The 18,131-nt window shown below is 68.3% G+C and carries 21 protein-coding genes and 1 pseudogene; 9 read left to right on the top strand and 13 right to left on the bottom strand.

Translation table 11 applies throughout. From position 1 onward, the window contains the following. Position 1: 1 nt before the first annotated feature. Positions 2–820 carry a helix-turn-helix domain-containing protein gene (locus ACSFBM_RS31320; protein WP_435487875.1) on the bottom strand — a complete coding sequence of 273 codons (819 nt, stop codon included), beginning with the start codon at positions 818–820 and terminating at the stop codon, positions 2–4. Positions 821–945: 125 nt separating this feature from the next. Between ACSFBM_RS31320 and ACSFBM_RS31315 the strand changes: the two genes are divergently transcribed. Then, on the top strand, positions 946–1,314 hold the full coding sequence (locus ACSFBM_RS31315; RefSeq protein WP_435487874.1) for a nuclear transport factor 2-like protein: 369 nt from the start codon (positions 946–948) through the stop codon (positions 1,312–1,314). A 27-nt stretch (positions 1,315–1,341) separates the two neighbouring features. Here ACSFBM_RS31315 and ACSFBM_RS31310 read toward each other — a convergent pair whose 3' ends face one another. After that, positions 1,342–1,677 (bottom strand): hypothetical protein, encoded by a 336-nt coding sequence (locus tag ACSFBM_RS31310; protein ID WP_435487873.1) that lies wholly within the window; start codon positions 1,675–1,677, stop codon positions 1,342–1,344. Positions 1,678–1,800: 123 nt separating this feature from the next. After that, positions 1,801–2,493: a response regulator transcription factor gene (locus tag ACSFBM_RS31305; RefSeq protein WP_435487872.1), complete on the bottom strand. Its 693-nt coding sequence runs from the start codon at positions 2,491–2,493 to the stop codon at positions 1,801–1,803. A 130-nt stretch (positions 2,494–2,623) separates the two neighbouring features. On the opposite strand from ACSFBM_RS31305, the gene ACSFBM_RS31300 reads away from it, so the two are divergent. The 4 genes from ACSFBM_RS31300 (at position 2,624) to ACSFBM_RS31285 (ending at position 6,751) form a co-directional block, all read left to right on the top strand. Beyond that, positions 2,624–4,654 (top strand): sensor histidine kinase, encoded by a 2,031-nt coding sequence (locus tag ACSFBM_RS31300; RefSeq protein ID WP_435487871.1) that lies wholly within the window; start codon positions 2,624–2,626, stop codon positions 4,652–4,654. Positions 4,655–4,821: 167 nt separating this feature from the next. Next, a complete protein-coding gene (locus ACSFBM_RS31295; protein ID WP_435487870.1) occupies positions 4,822–5,847 on the top strand; it encodes a tyrosine-type recombinase/integrase in 1,026 nt (341 codons plus the stop codon). Positions 5,848–5,960: 113 nt separating this feature from the next. Beyond that, positions 5,961–6,422 carry a hypothetical protein gene (locus ACSFBM_RS31290; protein ID WP_435487869.1) on the top strand — a complete coding sequence of 154 codons (462 nt, stop codon included), beginning with the start codon at positions 5,961–5,963 and terminating at the stop codon, positions 6,420–6,422. A 56-nt stretch (positions 6,423–6,478) separates the two neighbouring features. Further along, entirely contained in the window at positions 6,479–6,751 is a 273-nt protein-coding gene (locus ACSFBM_RS31285) for a hypothetical protein (RefSeq protein ID WP_435439103.1), read from the top strand. A gap of 36 nt (positions 6,752–6,787) precedes the next feature. Here ACSFBM_RS31285 and ACSFBM_RS31280 read toward each other — a convergent pair whose 3' ends face one another. The 10 genes and pseudogenes from ACSFBM_RS31280 to ACSFBM_RS31235 all read right to left on the bottom strand — a co-directional run bounded on the left by ACSFBM_RS31280 (position 6,788) and on the right by ACSFBM_RS31235 (position 14,666). Beyond that, positions 6,788–7,435 carry an ATPase gene (locus ACSFBM_RS31280; RefSeq protein ID WP_435487868.1) on the bottom strand — a complete coding sequence of 216 codons (648 nt, stop codon included), beginning with the start codon at positions 7,433–7,435 and terminating at the stop codon, positions 6,788–6,790. After that, positions 7,435–7,782, bottom strand: a complete 348-nt coding sequence (locus ACSFBM_RS31275) for a type II toxin-antitoxin system prevent-host-death family antitoxin (protein ID WP_435442227.1) — start codon at positions 7,780–7,782, stop codon at positions 7,435–7,437. Before ACSFBM_RS31275 ends, ACSFBM_RS31280 begins: the two co-directional genes overlap by 1 nt. Positions 7,783–7,893: 111 nt before the next feature. Beyond that, positions 7,894–8,841 (bottom strand): dihydrodipicolinate synthase family protein, encoded by a 948-nt coding sequence (locus ACSFBM_RS31270; protein WP_435487867.1) that lies wholly within the window; start codon positions 8,839–8,841, stop codon positions 7,894–7,896. A 52-nt stretch (positions 8,842–8,893) separates the two neighbouring features. Next, positions 8,894–9,565, bottom strand: coding sequence for an amino acid ABC transporter permease (locus ACSFBM_RS31265; protein WP_435487866.1), 672 nt, complete (start codon positions 9,563–9,565; stop codon positions 8,894–8,896). Positions 9,566–9,572: 7 nt separating this feature from the next. Continuing rightward, positions 9,573–10,253 carry an amino acid ABC transporter permease gene (locus ACSFBM_RS31260; RefSeq protein ID WP_435487865.1) on the bottom strand — a complete coding sequence of 227 codons (681 nt, stop codon included), beginning with the start codon at positions 10,251–10,253 and terminating at the stop codon, positions 9,573–9,575. Further along, positions 10,250–10,990, bottom strand: a complete 741-nt coding sequence (locus tag ACSFBM_RS31255) for an amino acid ABC transporter ATP-binding protein (protein ID WP_435487864.1) — start codon at positions 10,988–10,990, stop codon at positions 10,250–10,252. Before ACSFBM_RS31255 ends, ACSFBM_RS31260 begins: the two co-directional genes overlap by 4 nt. After that, positions 10,990–11,844 carry a transporter substrate-binding domain-containing protein gene (locus ACSFBM_RS31250; RefSeq protein ID WP_435487863.1) on the bottom strand — a complete coding sequence of 285 codons (855 nt, stop codon included), beginning with the start codon at positions 11,842–11,844 and terminating at the stop codon, positions 10,990–10,992. Before ACSFBM_RS31250 ends, ACSFBM_RS31255 begins: the two co-directional genes overlap by 1 nt. 62 nt (positions 11,845–11,906) lie before the next feature. Further along, the gene (hydA, locus tag ACSFBM_RS31245) at positions 11,907–13,418 is read right to left on the bottom strand and encodes a dihydropyrimidinase (RefSeq protein WP_435487862.1); all 1,512 of its coding nucleotides are present in this window, start codon (positions 13,416–13,418) and stop codon (positions 11,907–11,909) included. Beyond that, positions 13,415–13,597, bottom strand: a pseudogene (locus ACSFBM_RS31240) (SDR family oxidoreductase); the annotation flags it as partial. The gene hydA and the pseudogene ACSFBM_RS31240, both read right to left, overlap by 4 nt. A gap of 151 nt (positions 13,598–13,748) precedes the next feature. Further along, a complete protein-coding gene (locus tag ACSFBM_RS31235) occupies positions 13,749–14,666 on the bottom strand; it encodes a LysR family transcriptional regulator (RefSeq protein ID WP_435487861.1) in 918 nt (305 codons plus the stop codon). A 140-nt stretch (positions 14,667–14,806) separates the two neighbouring features. On the opposite strand from ACSFBM_RS31235, the gene ACSFBM_RS31230 reads away from it, so the two are divergent. The 4 genes from ACSFBM_RS31230 to ACSFBM_RS31215 all read left to right on the top strand — a co-directional run bounded on the left by ACSFBM_RS31230 (position 14,807) and on the right by ACSFBM_RS31215 (position 18,130). Beyond that, the gene (locus ACSFBM_RS31230; RefSeq protein ID WP_435487860.1) at positions 14,807–15,466 is read left to right on the top strand and encodes an aspartate/glutamate racemase family protein; all 660 of its coding nucleotides are present in this window, start codon (positions 14,807–14,809) and stop codon (positions 15,464–15,466) included. Positions 15,467–15,501: 35 nt separating this feature from the next. Beyond that, positions 15,502–16,917, top strand: a complete 1,416-nt coding sequence (locus ACSFBM_RS31225) for an FAD-binding oxidoreductase (RefSeq protein ID WP_435487859.1) — start codon at positions 15,502–15,504, stop codon at positions 16,915–16,917. Between the two features lie 55 nt (positions 16,918–16,972). Next, positions 16,973–17,758: an SDR family oxidoreductase gene (locus ACSFBM_RS31220; protein ID WP_435487858.1), complete on the top strand. Its 786-nt coding sequence runs from the start codon at positions 16,973–16,975 to the stop codon at positions 17,756–17,758. Positions 17,759–17,899: 141 nt separating this feature from the next. Next, positions 17,900–18,130, top strand: a complete 231-nt coding sequence (locus ACSFBM_RS31215; protein ID WP_435487857.1) for a hypothetical protein — start codon at positions 17,900–17,902, stop codon at positions 18,128–18,130. Position 18,131 lies beyond the last annotated feature (1 nt).

Below are 18,131 nucleotides of genomic sequence, written 5' to 3'. Positions count from 1 at the left end.
CTTACGTGCGTGCCGCGCGGCGCGCCGCACGCGCCGCACGCGCCGCCTCGGCCTCCCGCACCGCCGTGTCCGTGAACGCATTCGCCGGATGCATCACCTCCAGCGCAATCTCCTGCAAGGTCACGTCCACCGGGCTGCCGAACACCGTGATGGCGCTGATGAACGACAGCCGGCCGAGGCGTGTGTCGATGTCCAGCGTCATGGCGGGCCCGCCGGTCGATTCGTCGACCGGCGCCATGCCGCCCGGCCAGGCCAGGGCCTCGCGCAGCAGCGACCCCAGCCCCGGGTCGCCCGTCAGGTCGAACTGGCGGCGTATCTGCACGATGAAGTGCGAGCGCCACGCGGCCAGGTGCTGCACGCGCGGCGCCATGCCCAGCGGATGCAGCATCAGGCGGACCACGTTGGTCGGTGCTTCCAGCAGCGAGGCGTCGATGCCTTCGTAGAGCGCCGGCACGCCGCCGTTGGCGCGCACCACGTTCCAGTGCCGGTCGATGACGAAGGCCGGAAACGGCCGGTGCCGCTCCAGCGTGACGTCGATGATGGCGCGCACCGAATCGAACGACGCATCGTCGAAAGGCCGATGCTCGAACACGGCCGCGAACCCGGCTGCGGCCAGCAGCATGTTGCGTTCCCGCAGCGGAATCTCGAGCTCTTCGGCAAGCCGCAGGATCAGGTCGCGTCCGGGTTGGGCGCGGCCCGTTTCCACGAAGCTCAGGTGCCGCGTCGACACGTCGGCCTGCAGCGCCAGTGCCATCTGGCTCAGAGCGCGCCGCTCGCGCCAGCCGCGCAGGCGCTGACCCAACTGGAAAGCCGGACTCATGGCGTCGTTGTGCATGGGCGCAGCATAGGGCAGCCCTCGCAAGCGGCCATGACGTGCAGGTCATCGACGTTTCTGGTACGAAGAAGCAGAGTGGCACCCCTCCCCTTTTTCCAGAAAGACCCGCCATGCCCACACCTGAGACGCTCGAACGCTTCATCGCACTCGTCGAAGCCAACGCCCATGCGCAGGCCGTCGAGGCGTTCTATGCCCCCGACGCCGCGGTGAGCGAAAACCAGTCGGCGCCGCGCGTCGGGCGCGACACGGCCATTGCGCGCGAGCACGCGATCCACGCCAAAGCCCGCTCGATGGCGTCGCGCTGCGTGCGGCCCGCGCTCATTCAAGGCGACCATGTCGCCATCCGCTGGGTGTTCGATTTCGAATGGCCCGACGGCACGGCCACCCACATGGAAGAAGTGGCCTGGCAGCGCTGGGAGGGCGAGCGGCTGGTGGCCGAGACTTTTTTCTACGATCCGGCGCAGCGCACGCCTCGTTGAAACGGCGGCGACAAGAAAGGCGCAGCGCTAGCGCACCGGTGGACGAAGGACGGACGATTCCAGCAAGCGAAGCTGGTAGGCAATCTGATGAAGCTGCTGCGCCACGGTGAGGGGACGGGCCGCGCTCGCGCCAGTGCGAGCCCCGGGCTCCTTGCGCCTGCGTGTTTTGAGCGTCGCCTTGCGGCGCACCTGGTGCATCACGGAATGCACGGCGGCGGACGCATCGTCGGTGGCGTCGCGCAGCGCCGCGATGGCCAGTTCCAGGTCGATGTCCCGTTGCCTCATGGCTTGCTCCACGAGACCCGGCGTCTTGGGGAGCGCGCGCGCCGCGCCTATGAAATGCATCTCTTTTTCAAGCCTCAAGGAGATTGCTCCTGACCGTGCGTGTCCACCTGTCGTGCGGCCGCATGCCTGATCGGCAGGTTAAGGCGTACGTTGCGGTCGAAACTGAGCGTTTCTGAGCGCGGCATCTGCGCAGCACCTGCATCAGGGCCGGACCAACGCCGTGGCGTGAAAGCAGTAGCCGGCATTGCGCGCGGTGTTCAGAGGCAGGGTCAGCCCGGTGGCCTCGCTGACCTTGCGCCGCAGGCGGCGAATCTGCGTGTCGAGGCGGCGCTGGTCGTAGCTCAAGAAGTGCTCGCCCAGCGCCGTCACGATCTGCTGGCGGCTGGCGATGTCACCCGCACCGCGCATCAGTTCGTGCAGCACAGTGAGATCCTGTTGCGACAGTGCGATGGGTGGGAAGCCCGGCGCCGACAGTCGGCGGGCCCCCAGCTCGAGCACCCACGTGTCGGCCGGGAGCGTGGCGGCTTCGTCCCCCAGGCGGCGTGACAGTGCCGCCAGGGTGGCCGCGAGTTCGTCGAGGTCGGCGGTCTTGGGGAGGTAGTAGTCGGCGCCGATGTCCAGTCCCGCGACGCGGTCGCGGGCCCCGCCCCGCGCGGTCAGCACGACGATGCCCAGGCGCTCGCCGCGTTCGCGCAGCTCGCGGATGAGGGTCAGGCCGTCGCCGTCGGGCAGGCCCAGGTCCACCAGCGCGATGCCGTGGCGTCGCGGGTCGTAGCGACGCCTGAAGCCTTCGAGCGAGCCTTCGGCATCGACGCGATAACCGTTGCCGACAAGAAACTCGCTCAACTCCTCGCGAAGCACAGCTTCGTCTTCCAGCAGGATCACATCACGCATGCGGGGAGGTTAGCGACAGCGAGCGAGGTGGACCTGAGCATTTCTGAGCGTGGAACAAGGATGGCGGGTGCACGTCGTGAAGCAGCGAAAGGCGCGGATTCTAGGCGGGCGCCGTAGATAATCCGCGCCGATGAAATGGCTTGTCTGGTGTCTGTGCGTGTGTGGCTTCATCGCCGTGTCGGGCATCATCTCGCCGAACGCGGCCCTCGCCTCGCCGCTGCTGCTGGACCCGCGCGCGAGCGTCGACAGCCACGGCCATCTGTCGATGCTTCGCGACCCCGCAGGCCAGCTCGACGCCGACGCAGCGGCGGCCGCCACCGGCTGGCAAGTGCTGCCCGGCGCCGTGAACGCGGGCTTCACCACCGACACTCTCTGGATCCGCCTCGACGTGCAACGGCCTGCCGCCGCGTCCGACCGGTGGCTGGTCGAGTTCGGCAATGCGCTGCTCGACGATGTGCGGCTGTACCGGCAGGCCGCAGCCGGGCAATGGCAGCAGGTACAGCACGCTGGCGAAAACACCGGACGCGGGCAATGGCCCGTGGACGCGCGCAACGTGCAGTTGCCGCTGATGCTCGACAGCCCGTCGCCGACGCCGCTGCTGCTGCGCCTGCAGACCAAGAACGCGATGTCGACCACCATCGGCTTCGCGACCCCCGAGACCTACGGCCGCGCGGCGCGGCGCGAGTACCTCTGCTATGGACTCGGCTTCGGGTTCGGCCTGCTGCTGATCGCCTTTCACTCGCTGTTCTGGCAGATGACCCGCGACCGCCTGAGCGCCTGGTACCTGCTGTACGTGTCCAACGCGCTGCTGGTCGAGCTGCTGAGCGCGGGACTCGCGCAGCAACTGCTCGAGATGCCGGTGTGGCTGTCCGACACCGTGCTGAGCCTGTCCATGTGCACCGCCTTGGCGATCGGCCTGCGCTTTTCCTTCATGCAACTGAACGTGGACGCGCGGTGGCCGCGCCCTTCCCGCGCCGCGCTGCATGCGGTGACCCTGCTGTGCGCCGCGGCCGCGGCCCTGGTCCTGGCCGGCCACAACGGGCCGGCCATGCTCGCGATGCAGTCGGCGGCGATGCTGAGCATCGTGTGCCTGATCGGCGCTGCGCTGTGGCTACTGCCGCGCGACGAGGGCCAGGCGCGGGCGTTCCTGCTCATCTTCGGCATCTACTACACGGGTGTGCTGGTGACCTTCGTGCGCAACATGGGCTGGCTGCCGGCCAATGTCTGGACCCAGAACGCCGCGGCCCTGGGCACCCTCCTCCACATGCTGCTGATGAGCATGCGGCTGAGCCGGCGCTACGACCAGCTGCGCCGCGACAAGGAAGCTGCGCAAGCGCGCGTGGTGCAGGTCATCGGCAGGCAGAACGACCTGCTCGAAGAAGAGGTGCGTCGGCGCACGGCCGACCTTCGCAAGGAGATAGAGCAGCGCGAGCGGCTCGAGCTCGACTTGCGCGCCGCGCTGGAGACCGAGCGCCGCGCGAAGCAGTCGCAACTGGATTTCGTGGCGATGGTCTCGCACGAGTTCCGCACGCCGCTGGCGATCATCAGCACGACGGCGCAGCAGATCGCCAGGAATCTCGATGCGGCGCGCGAGAAGACCTTGTCGCGCTGCATGAACCTGCGCGCGGCGGTGCAACGCATGGCCGTGCTCGTCGACGAGTACCTGACCGCCGACCGCATGGAGACCGGCCATGCGCACTTCCAGCCGCGTCCCTGCGATCGGGAAGAGCTGATGCAGCTGTTCGAGGACCTGGCGGCCGACTGGCCGGACGGGCGGGTCGCATTGCAGGCGGGCGAACTCCCTCCCCGCCTGGTCTGCGACCCGGGGCTGCTGCGCGTGGCGTTGCGCAACCTGCTGGCCAATGCGGACCGGCACACGCCGGCTGGTCGCGCGATTGAACTGGACGTGGTGTCGCACTCGCTCGACGTGTTGCGCATCGGCGTGAACAACCCCGGCGAAGCGATTCCGTCCGATGAAGTCGCGCGCGTGTTTGAAAAGTACTTTCGCGGGCGCAAGGCCGCGCGCTCGCCCGGAGCCGGGCTTGGGTTGTATCTGGTGCACCGGATTGCGCAACTGCATGGCGGCCATGCGCAGTTGGAAAGTGCCGGGCACGACGGGCCTGTCCGCTTCAGCGTAGCGCTGCCGTTGGAGCAGACCTGAGCCGAGGTGGGTCAGGCCGCTGGATGTCGAAGCCGTCGAGCGAGCGATTGCTGTCAGGCCTATGGGAAATGCCGGACACACCAAATACACTAACGGCCGGCGTTCCGATCTTGGTAAGCCAGAAATCACAGGTTTGCAGTGAAAACTTTGGCCGTTAGTGTATTTCCATGAACACCCTTCCGCTCTTCGCCCCGCACTCCGACGAAACCCATCGCCTGGCCTTCGACCGCTGGCTGGCGGATCAGCGCGCGGCGGGTTCGCTGCGGCAAACGGGATCGATTGCGGTCTATCGCGACATGTGGGGCAGTTTTGTCGCGTGGTGCCTGGGCCAGTCGCCAGCCGTCGACCTCGACACGCTCGACGTGCGCGATCTCGAGGCGTTCCAGGCCGCGCGCTATGGCATGAAGGCCGCCGACCAGTCGCTCTCGCCGCGCCACGCACTGCGGCTGCTGCGGCTCATCGACCGCGTGCTGCGCCACCACGCGGCTGAAACCGGTGAGCCGCCCAACACCGCGGCGTCAGACTGGCTCGCGGCGCATCCGGACATCCGCTACGCCGAAGCGGCGCAGTCCGACCCCCTGCCCGACTTTCTCTCGGTGCCCGAGGCGCGACGGCTGATCACCTTCCTTTCCGAGGCGCGGCCGCGGCCCGGTCTTTCAGGACCGCGACGCGACGCCCATCGCGCCTTCAGCTGGCAGCAGCTTCGCAACCGCACCGCGGTGGCATTGCAGCTGGGTGGCGGGCTCGCCCCGGGGGACGTGCGCGCATTGACGATGTTTGCGCCGGTGTCCGCGGGCGGACGTGTGCGCGGCAGGCCCTGGAAAGTCTCGGTGCCGGGCAACGGCAACCTGCCCCCGCGCGAGACACCCATCGCGCCCTGGGCCGGCGAGTTGCTGCAGCACTGGCTCGAAGTCCGCGCCGAGGCGCGCATCCTCGGCGACAACCTGCTCCCATCGACGCTCAGCGGCAAGCCCTGGAGCAAGGAGGCGCACTACAAGGCGGCCAGGGCCGTGCTGGAAGAAGCAGGCGTGGAAGCCGCCGATGGCGGATCGTTCCGGTTGCGGCACACCTTTGCGCTGCGCCAGTTGCGCCGCGGCACGCCGGTCGAGCAGGTTGCCAGATGGCTCGGCATCGACCCCGAAGCAATGGGCAAGTACAGCCGCGTGGTGGTCGGCCCCGCGGATGTCATCTGAGGGCGTCGCGGGCGGCGGCCACGGCCCTTTGGGGCTCCCTCCTACGCCCGCGGCGCCAAGCGTCGTTACGGTTGGGTGCTTCGAAACCGCAAGCTTGCCCCCGGCACAGACCCATGAAATTTTCCGTCTCCAGTTCCCTCGTTTCCCGCACCCTCCTGATCGCCGGCGCACTCGCACTCGGTGCATGCGCCAGCAATGCGCCCACTGCGAGCACCGCATCGGGGATCGACAACCAACCCGACCCGACCATCCTGCTGGTGCCCGTGCGCATCCAGGATCCGGCCCTGGCCTCGGGATGCTGGGCCCAGTTCTATTCGAAGCGCGACTTCCAGGGCGACTTCGTCACGCTGGTCGGACCGGCTCAGGTGCAGAGCATGGACAAGGGAACCGCCAGGCAGCTCAAGCGCGACATCGACAGCGTGAGCGTTGGGCCGCGCGCCACCCTCGAGGTGTACGAGCACGCCATGTTCAAGGACCGCACCGTGAGCTTTGCGCCGAACAGCCGCGAAGGCGGCTTGGTGCGCAAGCTGGGCTTCGGCGGCCGCATCGAGGCCATGAAGCTTTCCTGCAGCTAAGACCCGCGAAGGTAGGGTCTGGACAAAGCTGGCACGAAGATCGCAATGCCTTCTTCATGCTTACATCCATCCAGAAAGCCATCATCCTGCGCAAGAACGGCTTCGTGGTGCCGGATGCGCCTGCCGAGCCATCGGTAACCCAAGCCCAGTCCCTGGAGCCGGCCCCGGCGATGCAGGCCTGGCACCGGGCCATCGAGGCCCTGTTCGCCGGCTACGCCGCGGCCCGCGCCGCGAAGAGCCTGCGTGACGCGCAGGAGAAAAGCCAGCTCGAGTGGTTGCGCCAGATGTCGAACGGCGCAGCACCAAGGCTTCGAACGCAGCGCATCTGACCGCTCGACGGCCGCAAGTACGGCCTGTTGTGCGCGTCAGCCTTGCAATTCGAAGGCGGCCTGGACGATGGGCCTGGCCCATCCCGGCGTTGCCGCCAGCGCCACAGCGTCATCGGCTTGGGGGAAATCGATCTGCCCCTGGCTCATCTCCAGCACCAGCACGGGGTCTCCGATCTCGCCGCCGGGCAGCGCTTCGGCACTGTTGTCGAACACCTGCAGCCGCGCCAGCGCCGGCATCAGCTGGATCAGGTTGGCGCGAGACGCCACCCAGCGCTCGCGGATCTTGTGCTCGGGAATGTCGTGGCCGCCGTGCGCCACCCTTGCGCGCACACGGGCCAGGTGCTGCTCCGGCGACGCGAGCCCGCAGAAGATCATGACCACGTCGTGGGTCGACGCGGCGGCGGTGAGCATGGCGGGAATCGTGTTCGCGCCCAGGGTGGTCTCGAAGGCGTAATTGGTGCGTTGCGCGATCGCGGCCTCGAGCCTGTCGCGCCCGAGGTTCCATGCGCGGGCGTTCGCGTCTTCGGGCGTCAGCCCCAGCTGCGCCATGAGGTCGCGGGCACAGGTGTCGGGGTTGAACCAGCTCAGCCCGTGCTCGGCAAGCAATGCCCCGCCCACCGAACTCTTGCCCGCGCCATTGACGCCGGCCAGCACCAGGATGAACGGGCGCTCGGCCGCTGCCATCAGAAGGTGTCACCCGCCTTGGGGCGGCGCCCCAGCTTTCCCTTGGCCGCGAACAGGCTGCCCACCTGCTGCGCCGCGCCCGGCTGCTGCAGCACGCCGAGCCGCGCGTCGAAGCGGCGGCCAAGTTCGTCGAGCACCGACTGCTCGCGCGCCTTGAGCGCCTGGGCGTCTTCCACCAGCTGGTTGTAGGTGGCCGCGGTCAGCAGCACCATCTCCACCGTCGAATGGTTGGTGACGGCCACGCTGCCGGACTCCTGCACCTGGCGCACCACGTCGCCCCAGCGGTTCTTGACGTGGGAGGCGTTTTGACGCGGCAGTTCGTTGAGGCTGGGGAGGACGGCGGCCATGGGATGCTCCTTTGACGCCATTATGGCAAAAATAGCCATAATGACCAGCTCAGGACGGCGATGGCCTTTTCAGGCGTGGGCCCTTCGTGGGTCGCGCCTGCTCGGGATGCCTCAGGCCAACGCGGCCAGCCGCGCCTCCTGGCGCTGAATCAAGCGCCCGAGTTCTGCCATGTCCGTGCCGTTCAGCACCGGCCCGGGCCGCCGCACGAACGCCGAGCGAATGGCGCCGCGGCGCTTGAGCGTCTCCTTGCGCAGCGCCAAGCCAATGCCGTACTGGAACTCGTGGCGCAACAGCGGCAGGTACACGTTGAACAGGTCTTCCGCCTCCTCGCTGCGCCCTTCGTCGAACAGCCTGCACACCTGCACCAGCATCTCGGGGTAGGCAAAGCCAGTCATCGCGCCGTCCGCGCCGCGCAGCATTTCCTGCGGCAGGAAGAGCCCGCCGTTGCCCACCAGCACGCTGATGCGTCGGCGGCCCGCGGCCACGCTCTGCTCACGCACTTCGCTGAGCTTGCGCATGCCCGGAAAGTCTTCGTGCTTGAGCATGACCACCTGCGGGAAATCGTCGATCAGCTGGTGAATCACCGACACCGACATGTGCACACCGGTCGACTGCGGAAAGTCCTGCAGGCAGATCGGAACCTCGGGTCCCAGCAGCCTGGCCACCGTGGCGTAGTAGTTGTAGACCTGCTCGTCGGTCTTCAGGTTGGCCACCGGCGCCAGCATGATGCCGGCCGCGCCCTGGTCCATGGCGGTCTTCGACAGGCGCTCCACGTGCCGGTTCGATGCATGGCTCACGCCCACCACCACCGGCGCGCGCGCGCCGACGCGCTTGAGCACGCGCTCCATCACGCTCAGCGTCTCGGCCTCGGTGAGCTTGGGCGCCTCGCCCATCATGCCGAGGATGGTGAAGCCGGTGACGCCCTTCTCCAGGTAGAAGTCGGTCAGGCTGTCGGTGCTTTCCAGGTCGAGCTCGCCGCTGTCGGTGAACGGTGTCGCTGCAATGATGTAGACGCCCTTCGACGTCTCGCTCAGCTTGTTGATCTTGGTGGAGGTCACGGGAAATCCTTTGGATGAAGAGTGTTGTCTGGGGGGGCTGGCCGCTGCCGGCTCAGCGGCGCGCACGGCGGTGCTCGAGGCGGCCGAGCCAGCGCGTGAGCGGCCACAGCAGCGCCAGGTACATGAAAGCGGCCAGCATCACTGGCGACGGGTTGAACACCAGCGACTGCGCATCGCGCGCGGCGCGCAGCAACTCGGGCAGGGCCACAACGCTCGCGATGCTGGTGAGCTTCACGATCTCGATGCTGTTGCCCACCAGGTCGGGCAGCACGTTCTTCACGGCCTGCGGAACCACCACATGGCGAAGGGCCTGCGCCCGCGTGAGGCCGGTGGAGCGCGCGGCCTCCATCTGGCCTTTCGCCACGCCCTCCAGCCCGGCGCGGAACACCTCGGCGTAGTAGCTTGCGTTGTTGAGCACGAAGGCCAGGGCCACCGCGGCCACCTTGCCGAGTTCGAGGCCCAGGAACGGGCCGCCGAAATAGATCAGGATGAGCAGCACCAACGGCGGAAACGCGCGAAAGAAATCGATGCAGCCCACGATGCCCCAGCGCAATGCGCGGCTGCCCGACTGCGTGAGGCCGAGCGCCAGCGCCAGCCCCGCGGCGGCGCCCAGCGGAATGACCAGCGCGGAGAGCCACACCGTCGTCCACAGCCCGCGCAGCAGGTAGGGAAACACCGCCGCGTAGACCTCGAGGTTGAAGAAGTTCTGGATCAGACTTTCCATGGCGTTCCTACCTCCGCTGCCAGTGCTGTTCGAGCCACCGCGAGAACACGACCAGAGGCAGGAACACCACCAGGTACGCGAGCGCGGCCATCATCAAGGGCGTGGGGTTGCCCGCGTAGCTGCTCGCGCCCTGCGCGTTGTTCAGGATCTCGTTGAGCGCCACCACCGAGCCGAGCGCGGTGTTCTTGGTGATCGAGATCACGCGGTTGGTCAGCGGCGGCACCGCACGGCGCAAGGCCTGCGGCAGCACCACCCAGCGCATCGCCTGCCACCACCGCATGCCGGTGGAGCGCGCGGCCTCGAGCTGCCCCCGGGGCACCGCCGAAATGCCGGCCCAGATGCTTTCTTCCGCGTACGCGGCCAGCACCAGCGACAGCGACAGCCAGGTCACGGCGAAGGCCGACAGCGGCAGGCCGAGCGCGGGCAGCCCGAAGTACAAAACGATGAGCACCACCAGCGGCGGCAGCGAGCGCATGATGTCCGCGAAGGCGACGATGGGCAGCGCCAGCGCGCGGCGTCCGAGCGCACGCGCCACCGCCAGCCACAGCCCGAGCACCGTGCCCGTGACGACCACCGCCATGCCCACACCCACCGTCACCAGCATGCCGGCCGCGATGTTGGGCCAGTACTGCTTCGCAACCGCAAGGTTGAAGAAGGTGAAGAGAAAGCCGCTGTCGCCGCCCGTCATGACCGCCGGCTTCCATAGCGCGCCAGAAAGCTCCGCGTGCGCGCTTCGCGCGGGCGCTCGAACACGTCGGCCGCGCTGCCCTGCTCGACCACCACGCCGCCGTCCATGAACACCACCCGGTCGGCGGCCGCATGGGCGAAGGCCATCTCGTGCGTCACCACCAGCATGGTCATGCCGCGCTGGCGCAGGTCGCGCATCACGTGGAGCACGTCTTCCACCAGCTCGGGGTCGAGCGCGCTGGTGGGCTCGTCGAAAAGAATCACATGCGGCTTGAGCGCCACCGCGCGCGCGATGCCCACGCGCTGCTGCTGGCCGCCCGACAGCTCCGAAGGAAAGGACCTGGCCTTGCCCCCCAGGCCCACCTGCTCGAGCGCGGCCTGCGCCAGCGCCTGCGCCTCGGCGGCGGAACGGCGCTGCACCTTGCGCAACGCCAGCGCCACGTTGTCCAAGGCGCTCAGGTGCGGATACAGGTTGAACTGCTGGAACACCATGCCGATGTCCTGGCGCAGGCGGTTGATGTCCACCGTGGCCGAGGTCACGTCATGCCCGTTGGCATAGATGCGCCCGCCGCTCGGCGTTTCCAGCAGGTTGCAGCAGCGCAGAACGGTGCTCTTGCCCGAGCCCGAAGGCCCGATCACGCAGACCAGTTCGCCGGCGTTCACGTGCAGGTCGACGCCGCGCAGCACCTCGGTGTCGCCGTAGGACTTGCGCAGCCCGGAAATCTCCAGGATCGGCATCAGGCGCACTTGGGCGTGAAGGGGGTCGGGTCGTAGCCCTCGGTGCCGGGGACGCCGGTACCCGGGGCGATCTTCACGGCCGCGTCGTCGGCGCCCGGCTGGAAGCCGAACCACTTCACCGCCAGCTTGGCGACGGTGCCGTCCTTCTTCATGCACTTGAGCGCATTCGACGCTGCGTCGCGCCCGGCCTTGTCGTCGATGCGAAACGGCAGCGCCCACACCAGTCCGGTCTTGATGGTGTAGCTCGTCTTCAGGCTGGGGTTCTGCTTGGCGGCCCAGGCCACCACGGTGGTGCCGGCCAGGTTGTAGTCGGCACGGCCCGACTGCACGGCCTGCACCGCGTCGGCGTTGGCGCCGTACACGTCGAACTTGAAGCCGTACTTCTCGGCGTTCTCGCGCGCCCAGCCTTCGTAGTTGGAGCCCTTGTTCACCGCCACGGTCTTGCCCTTGAGGTCTTCGAGCTTCGCGATGGCAGGGGCCGACTTGGCGCCCAGAAAGGTGTAGTCGGTGTCCAGGTAGCCCTCGGTGAACAGAAGCGACTTGGCGCGCTCGGGCGTCACGGTGACGGGTGCGATCAGGAAGTCGTAGCGGCGGCTGTTCAGGCCCGGCACCAGGCCCGAGAACTCGGCGCCCTCGATCTCGATCTTGCGGCCCATCCGCTTGGCCAGTTCCTCGCCGAGGTCGACGTTGAACCCCTGTATGCCGCCGCCCAGCTTGGCCATGGCATGCGGCGCGAAGGTGGCGTCGACCGCGGTGCGCAGCGGCGCCTGGGCCAGGGCCGCCGTGGCGCCGAAGCAGCACAGCAGCGCGAAGGGCACGGCGCGAAGGCACGAAGAAAAGGACGGGGACTTCATGGTTCAACTCCTGGGGGGATCAATCGAAAGACGGCCGGCGGTGCGCGGCCCACGGAAGAAAATCAATTCGCATCGGCGGCGCGCGCCAGGCCGACCAGTTCGCTGAACCGGCCACGCTCCAGGGACGCGGCGGGCCGGCCGGCGAGCGGGTCGGGCCGCCCGCGCGCGATGTACTCGCCCGTGCCGCGTTCGACCTGCAGGGCGTTGTCGCGCACCACGCAGCGCCCGCGGCTGAATACCTGCTCGGGCCAGCCCCGCAGCACGCGGCCCTCGTAGGGCGTGTAGCCCACGTTGTCGTGCAGCATCGCGGCGCTCACCTCGACGGTGCGTTCGGGGTTCCACAGCACCACGTCGGCGTCGGCGCCAACGGCAATGACACCCTTGCGCGGCGCCAGGCCGTACATGCGGGCATGGTTGGTGGCGGTGAGCGCCACGAACTCCTCGATGCTCAAGCGGCCCTTCATCACGCCTTCGGAGAACAGCAGCGGCAGGCGCAGCTCGATGCCCGGCACGCCGTTGGCCATTTCCTTGAAGGTGGTGGCGTCGCCCTTGGGCAGCTTGCCCGAGGCGTCGAAGCGGTACGGCGCGTGGTCGGACGAATACACGCCCAGCGTGCCGTCCTTCAACCCGGCCCACACCGCCTCTTGCGAATCGGCGTCGCGCGGCGGCGGGCTGCAGCAGAACTTGGCGCCTTCCATGCCGGGCCTGTCGCTGTCGCCGGCTTCCAAAAACAGGTACTGCGGGCAGCTTTCGGCGTACACGGCCGCGCCCAGGCGGCGCGCATTGCGGATCACGTCCACCGTCTCGCGGCCCGCCACGTGGACGATGAGCACCGGCACGTCGGCCAGCCGTGCGAGCGCGATGGCCCGGTTCGTGGCCTCCGACTCGGCCAGCGCGTCGTGCGCCACGGCATGGAACTTCGGCGCCACGTGGCCGCGCTCGAGCAGGCGGTGCGCGATCCAGCGGATCATGTCGTGGTTCTCGGCATGCATCATCACCAGTGCGCCTTCCTCGCCCGCCACCGACATCACTTCCAGCAACTGGTAGTCGTCGAGCTTGAGCTTGTCGTAGGTCATGTAGACCTTCAGCGAGGTGATGCCGTCGCGAATCACTTTCGGCAGGTGCTCGCGCAGCGCGGTTTCGTCGGGGTTGGTCAGGATCAGGTGGAAGCCGTAGTCGATCACCGCCTTCTCGCGCGCCAGCCTGCCGTAGGCCGCCACCACCTCGGGAATGCTGTCGGCGCGGTGCTGCGCCGCGAACGACAGGATGGTGGTGGTGCCGCCGAACGCGGCCGACACGGTGCCCGAGTAGAAGTCGTCCGCGCACATCACGCCCATGCCCGAGAGCTGCTCGATGTGGCAGTGGCTGTCGATGCCGCCGGGCAGCACCCAGCGGCCCGTGGCGTCAACGTCGCGCGTGCCGGGCGGCAGGTTCGGCGCGAGCTGCACGATCACGCCGCCCGTGATGCCGATGTCGGCGTGGAAGGTTCCGTCCGCATTGCTGATGCGGCCGTTGCGAATCGTGAGATCGAAGGGCCGGTCCTGGGTCGCGGTCATGGGAGTGGTGTCGGTCATGGCTGGAAGGTGCCCGGGCACGAACCGCCGTCGAGCAGCAGGTTCTGTCCCGTGATGAAGCCGGCCTGCGCGCTGCACAGGAAGGCGCAGGCGTCGCCGAACTCGTGCGGCAGGCCGAAGCGCCCGCACGGCATGCACCGTGACGCCGTGCGTACGGCGGGCGCCGCCGAAACGCTCGCGGCTCAGCCCCAGGCAAGTGCGAGATGCGGGCGGTACGGAGGGCGGCGGAGGGCATGGAATGCGCGTCGGATCGGCGTTTTGTTGCGGCAATTATTCCGACGCCGCCACCCCCTGTCGCGTGACAGTTTGGGTGCCATGCTTAACATGCTGTTAAGTCTTTGGGGTGGAAACCCGAAAGCCCTCGCGCTGCATCACGCCCCTGAGCACCTCGACGAAGGACTGCGCCAGCTGCGACATGGGTTCGGTGCGCAGCCGCACCAGCGTGGCCTTGAGCACCGGCGCGTTCAGCACCGGGCGCACCACGAACTTGCTGGCCGCCCAACTGCGCGCGGAGAACTCGTCGACCAGCGCAATGCCTGCGCCGGCCTGCACCAGCGCGCAGGCGTTCTGGGGCGAGCCGGCCTCGATGGCGGCGCGCACGGTCTCGCCGCTGCCTTCGAACAGCGCGCCGACCATGGCGCCGAACGGCGAGGCCCGGTCGTACGAGATGAACGGAAACGCCAGCAGGTCGGCCACCGACAGCGTGGCGCGCCGGGCCAGCGGATGGTTGTAGGGGCAGATGCACACCAGCCGGCCGCTGCCGATTTCTTCCATCTCCAGGTTCGGGTGGTTCACGGGGAGGATGGACAGCGCCAGGTCGGCCTGCCGGTTGAGCAGCCGCTCCATCAACGGCGCCTGGCCCATGTAGTGGAAGGTGAGCTTCACCTGGGGGTTGTTGTGCCGGTACTCGGCCATGGCCATCGGGATGACCATCTGTCCCACGCTCGGACTGGCCACCAGGTTCAGGATGCCTTCCTGGTGCTCACTGAGTTCGCGCGCGAGTTCGTTCACGCGCTTGACGCCGGCATACACCTGCTCGACCTCGTGGAACAGCTTCTTGGCCTCGGGCGTGGCGAACAGCCGGCCCCGGATGCGCTCGAACAGCGGAAAACCCACGCGCGCCTCGGTGTGCGACAGCAGGCGGCTCACCGCGGGCTGCGACACGAACAGCAACTGCGAAGCCCCCCGGATGGAGCCGGTGATCATGACGGCCCGAAAGACCTCGATCTGCCTCAGATTGAATGACATGGTCGGAGATGAAATAACAAGGTGTTAATGATGACGCATGAATTGGCACGTGCCTAAGCCCCCTTGCGCTCCTAAACTGCGAGCCCTCGGCGCCTCCCCCGCCGGGTCCCTACCCCGACATCAAGGTTCGCGAGGCCGCCATGCAGAAGACGCTCTACGTCATCAACCCCAACAGCAGCCATGCCGTCACCGCCGGCATCGACGCCGCCATGGCGCCGCTGCGCCGGCCCGAAGGCCCGCGCATCGAATGCGTGACCCTGGCCGACGGACCGAGCGGCGTGCAGACGCAGTACGACGTGGACTGCGCCGCGCTGTCGGTGCACCGCTTCGCGCAGGAACACCAGAGCGACGCGGCCGGCTTCGTCACCGCCTGCTTCAGCGACCCCGGCCTGCAGATGCTGCGCGAAATGAAGGGCGCGCCCGCCTTCGGCATCAGCGAATGCGCCGCGCTCACCGCGCTCACGCTGGGGCAGCGCTTCGGCGTCATCGCCATCCTGCAGGGCTCCATCGGGCGCCACTGGCGCACCTGGGGCGCCATGGGCATCGCGCAGCGCGTGGCGGGCGAGGCCGCCATCGGGCGCACCGTGTCGCAGCTGACGGACCAACCCGCCACGCTGGCGGCCATGGTCGATGCGGGCAGGCGCCTGCGCGACGCGCACGGCGCCGACGTGCTCGTGATGGGCTGCGCCGGCATGGCCACCTTTCGCGCGCCGCTGCAGGAAGCCACCGGCCTGCCGGTGGTGGAGCCCACGCAGGCGGCCGTCTCCATGGCCCTCGGGCGCATCCAGCTGGGCTGGTAACACGCCGAAGCCCCACCTCGACTCCCATCGCCACCATGAGCAACATGCACCCCGAACTCCTCAAGCGCCTGCACGCCGCCGTCGGCGACGCCGGGCTGGTCAGCAACGAAGAAGCCAAGGCTCCCTACGAGACCGACTGGCTCAGGAAATGGACCGGCCGCAGCAGCATCGTGGTGCGCCCGGCCGACACCGCGCAGACCGCCGAGGTCATGCGCATCTGCCACGAAACCCACACCCCCGTGGTCACGCAGGGCGGCAACACCGGCATGAGCGGCGGCGCCACCCCCGACGGCAGCGGCGCGCAGGTGGTGCTGAGCACCGTGCGCATGAACGCGATCCGCGCGGTCGATCCGCTCAACAACACGCTCACGGCCGAAGCCGGCGTGCTGCTGGCGCACATCCAGGCGGCCGCGCAGGAGGTGGACCGCTTCTTTCCGCTGAGCCTGGGCTCCGAAGGCAGCTGCACGATCGGCGGCAACCTGGCCACCAACGCCGGCGGCATCGCCGTGCTGCGCTACGGCAATGCGCGCGACCTGGCACTGGGCCTGGAGGTGGTATTGCCCGACGGGCGCGTCTGGAACGGCATGCGCGCGCTGCGCAAGGACAACACCGGCTACGACCTGCGCGACCTGTTCATCGGCTCCGAAGGCACGCTCGGCGTGATCACCGCCGCGGTGCTCAAGCTGCACCCGCGTCCCGTGGCGCGCGCCACCGCCTGGGTGGGCACGAAAGACATCGGCGCGCTGGTGCGACTGCTCGCGCAACTGCGCGCCGCCTGCGGCGAACGGCTGGTGGCATTCGAGATGCTCTCGGCCGAATCGCTCGCGCTCATCCTGCAGCACGTGGCGGACGTGCGCCCTCCCCTGGGTTCGGCCCATGCGTTCCATGCGCTCATCGAGCTGGCCGACACGCAGGGCGAGGGCCTGGCCGAACTGCTGGAAAGCAGCCTGGGCCAGGCGCTGGAGGAGGAACTGATCGACGACGTCGCGGTGAGCGTGAGCGGCGCGCAAACCCAGGCCTTCTGGAAGATCCGCGAAGGCATCTCGCAGGCGCAGATGCGCGCGGGCAAGGCCGTGAAGCACGACATCGCACTGCCCATCTCGGCCATTGCCGCATTCGCGCACGAGGCCGGCGCGGCCCTGCAAGCGGCGCTGCCGGGCGTGCGCATCGTCAATTTCGGGCACCTGGGCGACGGCAACCTGCACTACAACGTGCTGCTGTCGGCGGATACGCCGCCCGAGGAACTGGCCGCCACCACGGCGCGGCTGAACCGCGTCGTGCACGACATCGTGGCGGCCGCCAACGGCAGCATCAGCGCAGAGCACGGCGTGGGCCAGTTGCGCCGCGACGAGCTGCGGCACTACAAGTCGGAGGTCGAGTTCGACCTGATGATGCGCATCAAGCAGTCGCTGGACCCGAACCAGATCATGAATCCGGGCAAGCTGATCTGAGCGCGCGCCGGGTTCCTTTCTCTCTGCGCATTCACAACGACAAGGACACACATCCATGGACCTCGGACTCTCGGGACGAACCGCGCTGGTGCTGGGCGCCGGCGGCGGCCTGGGCGGCGCCATTGCGCGCACGCTGGCTCGCGAGGGCGCGCGCGTGGCGCTGGCCGACATCGACCTCGCTGCGGCGAGCAACGTGGCCGAACAGATCACGAAGGCCGGCGGCCAGGCTGTCGCCCTGGCCTGGGACCTGGGCGACCTGTCGGTGATCGACGCGAACATCGCACGCATCGAAAGCGAACTCGGCCCGGTGGACGTGCTGGTCAACAACACCGGCGGCCCGCCGCCCACGCCCATATCGGGCCAGGGCAGCGCGCTGTGGAGCCAGCACTTCCAGAGCATGGTGATGTCGGTCATTGCCATCACCGACCGGGTGCTGCCCGGCATGCGCGAGCGCAGGTTCGGGCGCATCGTCACCAGCACTTCGTCGGGCGTGGTGGCGCCCATTGCCAACCTGGGGCTGTCGAACGCGCTGCGCATGACGCTGCTGGGCTGGTCGAAAACGCTGGCGCGCGAGGTCGGCAAGGACGGCATCACCTGCAACGTGGTGCTCCCGGGGCGGGTGGCCACGGGCCGCATTCAGTTCCTCGACGCGCAGAAAGCCAAGCGCGAGAACCGCCGGGTGGAAGACGTGACGAACGAAAGTACTGCCAGCATTCCGGTCGGGCGCTACGGCGACCCCCAGGAGTACGCCGACGTGGTGGCCTTCCTGGCCAGCCGCAACGCGTCTTACGTGACCGGCTCCGTCATTCGGGTGGACGGCGGCCTGCTGGCCAACGTGTGAGCCGCATGCGCAACTAGAGACATACCCCCAAGGACGTCTCCCACGCCGCATCGCGGCCATTGCGCACGTTCGCGCCGCCCTTCAGACTCGATGGTTTTCGACAGAACCAGACAGAACCAACGAGGGCCAGATGCGAACGATATGCCTATCGAATACCTGTTGGAGATCGAAAACGCCCCGTTTCCCATTCGGGTCGAGGAGCCGGCCGCCATCAAATACATCGCGGTGCTGAAGGCGCTGGGGCTGGTCGAGGCGGAGATCTATCCGCCGCTGGACCTGTGCGGGCGCTTTCGCGACTACCAATCTGCCGTGGTGTCCTGCATCACGGCAAAAGGGCACGAAGAGCTGAGCCGGGAATGGGCGCAGGCCTGAC

Origin of the sequence: Variovorax pasteuri (genome assembly GCF_051216435.1) — a bacterium.
Lineage (GTDB): Bacteria > Pseudomonadota > Gammaproteobacteria > Burkholderiales > Burkholderiaceae_C > Variovorax.
Note: the sequence above shows the minus strand (reverse complement) of the source record. Positions and strands in the feature narration are given on the sequence as shown.

What these genes read in the sequence shown, in the direction of transcription:
- ACSFBM_RS31320 (WP_435487875.1), bottom strand. Translation starts at nt 820, where the DNA reads ATGAGTCCGGCTTTCCAGTTGGGTCAGCGCCTGCGCGGCTGGCGCGAG.
- ACSFBM_RS31315 (WP_435487874.1), top strand. Translation starts at nt 946, where the DNA reads ATGCCCACACCTGAGACGCTCGAACGCTTCATCGCACTCGTCGAAGCC.
- ACSFBM_RS31305 (WP_435487872.1), bottom strand. Translation starts at nt 2,493, where the DNA reads ATGCGTGATGTGATCCTGCTGGAAGACGAAGCTGTGCTTCGCGAGGAG.
- ACSFBM_RS31300 (WP_435487871.1), top strand. Translation starts at nt 2,624, where the DNA reads ATGAAATGGCTTGTCTGGTGTCTGTGCGTGTGTGGCTTCATCGCCGTG.
- ACSFBM_RS31295 (WP_435487870.1), top strand. Translation starts at nt 4,822, where the DNA reads ATGAACACCCTTCCGCTCTTCGCCCCGCACTCCGACGAAACCCATCGC.
- ACSFBM_RS31290 (WP_435487869.1), top strand. Translation starts at nt 5,961, where the DNA reads ATGAAATTTTCCGTCTCCAGTTCCCTCGTTTCCCGCACCCTCCTGATC.
- ACSFBM_RS31285 (WP_435439103.1), top strand. Translation starts at nt 6,479, where the DNA reads ATGCTTACATCCATCCAGAAAGCCATCATCCTGCGCAAGAACGGCTTC.
- ACSFBM_RS31280 (WP_435487868.1), bottom strand. Translation starts at nt 7,435, where the DNA reads ATGGCAGCGGCCGAGCGCCCGTTCATCCTGGTGCTGGCCGGCGTCAAT.
- ACSFBM_RS31275 (WP_435442227.1), bottom strand. Translation starts at nt 7,782, where the DNA reads ATGGCCGCCGTCCTCCCCAGCCTCAACGAACTGCCGCGTCAAAACGCC.
- ACSFBM_RS31265 (WP_435487866.1), bottom strand. Translation starts at nt 9,565, where the DNA reads ATGGAAAGTCTGATCCAGAACTTCTTCAACCTCGAGGTCTACGCGGCG.
- ACSFBM_RS31260 (WP_435487865.1), bottom strand. Translation starts at nt 10,253, where the DNA reads ATGACGGGCGGCGACAGCGGCTTTCTCTTCACCTTCTTCAACCTTGCG.
- ACSFBM_RS31255 (WP_435487864.1), bottom strand. Translation starts at nt 10,990, where the DNA reads ATGCCGATCCTGGAGATTTCCGGGCTGCGCAAGTCCTACGGCGACACC.
- ACSFBM_RS31250 (WP_435487863.1), bottom strand. Translation starts at nt 11,844, where the DNA reads ATGAAGTCCCCGTCCTTTTCTTCGTGCCTTCGCGCCGTGCCCTTCGCG.
- hydA (WP_435487862.1), bottom strand. Translation starts at nt 13,418, where the DNA reads ATGACCGACACCACTCCCATGACCGCGACCCAGGACCGGCCCTTCGAT.
- ACSFBM_RS31235 (WP_435487861.1), bottom strand. Translation starts at nt 14,666, where the DNA reads ATGTCATTCAATCTGAGGCAGATCGAGGTCTTTCGGGCCGTCATGATC.
- ACSFBM_RS31230 (WP_435487860.1), top strand. Translation starts at nt 14,807, where the DNA reads ATGCAGAAGACGCTCTACGTCATCAACCCCAACAGCAGCCATGCCGTC.
- ACSFBM_RS31225 (WP_435487859.1), top strand. Translation starts at nt 15,502, where the DNA reads ATGAGCAACATGCACCCCGAACTCCTCAAGCGCCTGCACGCCGCCGTC.
- ACSFBM_RS31220 (WP_435487858.1), top strand. Translation starts at nt 16,973, where the DNA reads ATGGACCTCGGACTCTCGGGACGAACCGCGCTGGTGCTGGGCGCCGGC.
- ACSFBM_RS31215 (WP_435487857.1), top strand. Translation starts at nt 17,900, where the DNA reads ATGCCTATCGAATACCTGTTGGAGATCGAAAACGCCCCGTTTCCCATT.